The 4,474-nt window shown below is 60.3% G+C and carries 6 protein-coding genes and 1 pseudogene; 1 reads left to right on the forward strand and 6 read right to left on the reverse strand.

Annotation, left to right across the window (positions count from 1 at the left end; all coding sequences use genetic code 11):
- Both GYA94_RS25935 and GYA94_RS25940 read right to left on the reverse strand, forming a co-directional pair.
- Positions 1-459: pseudogene (locus GYA94_RS25935) on the reverse strand (hypothetical protein); the annotation flags it as partial.
- A gap of 7 nt (positions 460-466) precedes the next feature.
- Complete coding sequence (locus GYA94_RS25940; RefSeq protein WP_009681801.1) at positions 467-1,327, reverse strand: SH3 domain-containing protein; 861 nt, start codon at positions 1,325-1,327, stop codon at positions 467-469.
- Positions 1,328-2,155: 828 nt separating this feature from the next.
- Here GYA94_RS25940 and GYA94_RS25945 point away from each other — a divergent pair.
- Positions 2,156-2,899: a hypothetical protein gene (locus GYA94_RS25945; RefSeq protein ID WP_064314708.1), complete on the forward strand. Its 744-nt coding sequence runs from the start codon at positions 2,156-2,158 to the stop codon at positions 2,897-2,899.
- Between the two features lie 2 nt (positions 2,900-2,901).
- Here the strand turns inward: GYA94_RS25945 and GYA94_RS25950 are convergent, their stop codons facing one another.
- From GYA94_RS25950 to GYA94_RS25965, 4 genes are read right to left on the reverse strand one after another with little or no spacing between them, the layout of a single operon-like run.
- Positions 2,902-3,126: a hypothetical protein gene (locus tag GYA94_RS25950; RefSeq protein ID WP_064314709.1), complete on the reverse strand. Its 225-nt coding sequence runs from the start codon at positions 3,124-3,126 to the stop codon at positions 2,902-2,904.
- 13 nt (positions 3,127-3,139) lie between these two features.
- Positions 3,140-3,634 carry a DUF2514 domain-containing protein gene (locus GYA94_RS25955; protein ID WP_064314710.1) on the reverse strand — a complete coding sequence of 165 codons (495 nt, stop codon included), beginning with the start codon at positions 3,632-3,634 and terminating at the stop codon, positions 3,140-3,142.
- A complete protein-coding gene (locus GYA94_RS25960) occupies positions 3,631-4,119 on the reverse strand; it encodes a glycoside hydrolase family 24 protein (protein WP_064314362.1) in 489 nt (162 codons plus the stop codon). Before GYA94_RS25960 ends, GYA94_RS25955 begins: the two co-directional genes overlap by 4 nt.
- Positions 4,120-4,178: 59 nt before the next feature.
- Complete coding sequence (locus tag GYA94_RS25965; protein ID WP_064314711.1) at positions 4,179-4,403, reverse strand: hypothetical protein; 225 nt, start codon at positions 4,401-4,403, stop codon at positions 4,179-4,181.
- Positions 4,404-4,474 lie beyond the last annotated feature (71 nt).

Raw genomic sequence — 4,474 nt, forward strand, 5'->3', positions numbered from 1 at the left:
CGGCGTCTGCCGGCGGCGCTGCCGGGGCAGGTGCCGGGGTCGGGGCAGCTGCCTGCTCCGCTGCACCGGAACCGGTACCGGTTCCGGTGCAGCAGGCGCCGGGGCGGCAACGGCAGGTGCAGCAGCCAGTGTCACCAGCCCCAGGTTGCTGGCATTGCCCGAGCCGCTGGCGTAAAGCTTGCCGTTGCCATCGACCGCCTTCCAACTCACCTTGGCGGTCGAGCAGTCCTTGGCAAACACGAACGGCAGCTTGCTCAGCAGGCCCGTCAGCAGCTCCTGGTTATCCCAGGCTGGGCGGCTGATGGTCAGGTCGACCTGGGGTTTGCACCAGGTGCTGGCATCGCCAGGCACTTCGACCTTGATGTTGTCTTTCTTGGAATAGGCCAGCTCATGGGCGAACGCTTGCGGTACCAGACCACAAGCGCCGATCACAGCCAGCGCGAGCGCGTGCTTTTTCATGGAGTCCTCAGATCAGTTCCCAGGTGCCGTTGGCTTGTTTGCAGAAGGTGTTCTGCTCTTGTTCGGTCTTGCCGTTTTGCGCCTTCAGGCTGACGGTGACCGGGCGGCAGGCCGCTTCGGCGGCAACGGTCTGGGTGGGCAGCGACTGCAGCGAGTCCAGGTCGAAGGCTTGGGTTTCCTTGCTGGCGGCAACGTCCAGTTCGTCCAGGTTTACCGCCGGGGTCACGCGCTTGGCCACGGCCTGCGCCTTGGGCTCCACGTAGTCCTTGTGCACATAGCCCACGGTCACCCCCTTGCGCCCGACCAGGATCCAGTCGCCGGTGGCGCCCACTGCGGTGAACTCGGTGTGGTTCTTCAGGCTGCCGACCTTCTCGCCAGAGGCGTTCGGCGCGGCGCGTACGTTCAGGTTGTCGCTGGTGGTCACATACGGTTCGTTGATCAGCTTCATCGACGGCACGGCCTGGATCTTGGGCGCGCGCTTGACCTCGACCTGCTTGGTCTTGGTGTATTCCTTGCCTGGCACGATCTGCGCGCTGGCACCAGAGTGGTCGGACTTCCAGGTCACGGGCTGGGCGCTGGCCGTAGCCTGTTGCTGGCTCAGTACTTCCTGGGTGCGCAGCGCCAGGGCCTGCTGGTCCTTCTCATCGAGCATATTGCCGATGCGGTTGCCGACGTAGGCGCCAATACCGCCCGCGATCAGCGCGGCGGCAATCTTGCCGTTGCCACTGCCCAAGGTCGAACCGATGGCAACGCCAGCCAGGCCACCGATCACCGTGCCCGCTTGCTCTTTGCTGATCCCGAGCTGTGCACAGGCCGTGGTAGAAGCGATGGCGACCGCCAGAAGGGACGCGACGAATTTCTTACGCAAGTGGAGCACTCCATTGTCGATGGGGCGCACAGCCGCGTACCGCAGCCAATGGCAGGCGGCGGCAGGCGAAGGTGTGCGGGGATTTGAGAGGGGGCGCGGCACTGGTCGCGAGCGGCAATTCAGCCGCCCGGCGCGGGGCAAAAAGGAAGACCAGTACGGCGCGAAGCATCCAACGAATCCATGTCAGAAAAAGTCATCGCCCAGCGCGCGTAATCATTACGGCGTTTGGCCTGGGCGTGAGTGGTGTAGTAGAGGGCCGCATTGTAGCCCAAGGTGCTATTGGCAGTTCAAGACAAAATGTTGCGGTCCTCAGCGTCGGCAGGACCGGCCCCTTCGCGGGCACGCCCGCTCCCACAGGTTTTTCAGGTGCAGCACCGTCCCCTGTGGGAGCGGGCGTGCCCGCGAAGGGGCCAGCCCGGCAAACACGATTCCAGGGCAATAAAACAATGCCCACCGACAACATCACAGAACCATTTTGCCTATGGCTGCCCTGATCCAAACCACCAAAACGCCGAAGCCCCCGAAAACTTCACGTTTTCGGGGGCTTCGGCTACTTCGCGTATGGCGGAGAGATAGGGATTTGAACCCTAGGTACTGTTGCCAGTACAACGGATTTCGAATCCGTTTTTGGCCTCATATTCTTTTGAGGTATTTTCATAAAATCTAAATAAATCAGAAACTTCGACGCAAGGTGACGCAACAGCATTCCACAACATTCGGGGGATCGATTCCCCCAAGATTCCCCCACAGCTTCTGATAGCATTTGGCCTCTCCAAACCAGCGTCGTAGCTCTACTCACCGCTACCCCAGCGTTTACTGATTTACCCCATGGATGAACAGATGACTACAGATAATCCAGCCGCTCGCGCATTTCGCGTACTGAAAGCAATCGAAGCGATGCCTAACACAACTGAGACGAAGAAGGCATGGCGTGAAGCATTGGGAATCAAGGGGAATGATGAAGGCCCCCTGCTGATTGGGCTTGGTCAATTCATCGCGGTCACAACCGAAGCCGTTGAGCTTATGAATGATCGATACCCTCCCCTGAAATCCCAGACCACCACGTGGCACCGGACGTTCACGAAGGCCATGCAAGAGCAGGTGTTAACTAGCCACATATCGACTTTCACATCGAGATATAGCAGCGCCTCGAACGATTTCCTACAGGTCATGAATCAAATGCTCGCTATAGATTCGCCTCCTGAAATTGACAGCCTGGTTATTCTCGATTTCCAGCAGGCTATCTCCAACTTGATCAAAGAAGTTATAAGCAGCGACGTTGAAATCAAAGTTAAAGAATACCTTGTCAAGTCACTTAGAAAAGTGGAATCAGCACTTGACAATTACCGCTTCACTGGAGTCGTACCGGTACTGGAGTCAATTGAGATCGTAGCTGGTCATATGTTTACTGACTCGAACTTCAAAAAATCGTTGGACGCGGATCTCGGATACAAGGTCTTTTCGACCTTGGGTGCAGTAGCCGATGGCGTGTCAATAGCTACCGGAGCACCGCCTTCTCTGTGGGCTCAGTTGGGAGAAGGCTTGAAAGGTCTCTTACCGCAATCAGTCTGATATCAGTGAAGACGGGGCAGGTCTTTGCCCCGGGCCGTGGCCACCACGCGCAGTTGATAGTCGGATACCGCCTGGAACAAAGATTCCGCCAGCAGCCGCAGCCGCTCGACCTCCTCGGCCGGCGCGCCGCAATCCTTGGCCTGGTGATACTCGCGCATTGCGTCGATGGCCTGCTGAATCAGCGGCTCGCCGGCCTCGACCATGCCGATGAAGGTGCGCTTGTCCACTGCCCTGCTCCGATCACTTGATCAGCGCATTATAGGATGCTTCGCATGCGAGCCCCGCTATTCGGGCTTGGTCATAAGCTTTCGCCAATTCTCCCGCTCGAGCATCAGCCCGTGTGAGCAGGTCGGAGAGCACCATGGCGGCGCGGGTGGCTGCCTTGCCTCGGGCGATAGCACCGGTATCCGGGCCGGGGCAACTGACGGAGGCTGCGAGCTGAGCGACGTCGTGCTGCAGCCGCTGGCCAGCAACATCGGCGCCAGCAGCCCCAGTGTCAGCCACTTGGTGTTGTTCGTGTGCACGGGCTCTCGCCTCCTCCTGCGCCTGGGCGCGTCGTTGTTCTTCCGCGCGGGCATCGCGCTGTCCCAACGTCTCGGCCAGCCGATCGCCGCTATCACGCTGCGCCGATGTGGCAAGCGCCTGACTGCGCTCCACCGACCGGCCATGCTGGTATATGCCCCAATATGAAGCCAGCACCAGGGCCAATAGGCCCAGCCGCACCGGCCAGTTCATGCCAGCGCTCCGCCGAGCTCCACCCAGCGCCCGAGCAGCTTGTCCAGGCGGTGCGGGTTTTGCCCATAGCTGTTGCCCGGGAAGCTGGCCCAGATGTTCGAGCACTTGGCGATCGCCTCCTGAATGCGGCCGGCTTTGACATCGTCGAGGGCGCGGCGCTCGCGGATCTGCTGCAGGGCTACGCGATCCTGATTCTCAGGGGTGAAGCCGCCAGACAGGCGCAGGCTGACCCGGTACGCATCCCAGTAACGCTCGAGCAGCTGGTACCGGCCGGCAGCGGTGCTGGTGACCGGTTTGCCGTTGATGGGGAATGTCAGCTTGCGCCTTGGGTGGTCGGCGTACCCCTGGAACAGGCCGCCACCGTACAGCACGTTGTAGCCGTCATCGCTGGCTTTTACGGTCGAGGTGCCTTCGGAAAAAGCGATCAGATCCAGAAACCGGAGCACATTCGCGCCTCCGGCCTGGGGTTCGGTGAGTCTGGCCATGGTTTCTCCAAGCGAAAAAAAGCCCGCGCTTGGCGGGCATTGGGTGGTTGCGAACGCCGTCAGGCAGCAGACGCCTCAGGCCCTGGTGCTGGTTCTGCCGGATCTTTCGCGCTGATGGAGACCTTGGCGGTGTAGTCCTTCAGCACTTGGGCGACACAGACCTGGGCGGCCGGGAACTGGGTCAGAATCTCGCGGGCTCGGGCGTCGGCCTCCTCCTGGGTGGCGTAGCGAGTTTTGTTGGCAACTTCGTAGTCATTGCTCAGGTTGATGGCGACAAATGGCATGGGTAAATCTCCAGGCAAAAGAAGCCCGCTCGATGGCGGGCATTGGGTAGTCGGCTTGGATTCAAGCCTTG

Source organism: Pseudomonas juntendi (assembly GCF_009932375.1).
Lineage (GTDB): Bacteria > Pseudomonadota > Gammaproteobacteria > Pseudomonadales > Pseudomonadaceae > Aquipseudomonas > Aquipseudomonas juntendi.

Coding starts and splice junctions, on each gene's coding strand:
- GYA94_RS25945 (WP_064314708.1), top strand. CDS start 2,156: ATGGATGAACAGATGACTACAGATAATCCAGCCGCTCGCGCATTTCGC.
- GYA94_RS25955 (WP_064314710.1), bottom strand. CDS start 3,634: ATGAACTGGCCGGTGCGGCTGGGCCTATTGGCCCTGGTGCTGGCTTCA.
- GYA94_RS25960 (WP_064314362.1), bottom strand. CDS start 4,119: ATGGCCAGACTCACCGAACCCCAGGCCGGAGGCGCGAATGTGCTCCGG.
- GYA94_RS25965 (WP_064314711.1), bottom strand. CDS start 4,403: ATGCCATTTGTCGCCATCAACCTGAGCAATGACTACGAAGTTGCCAAC.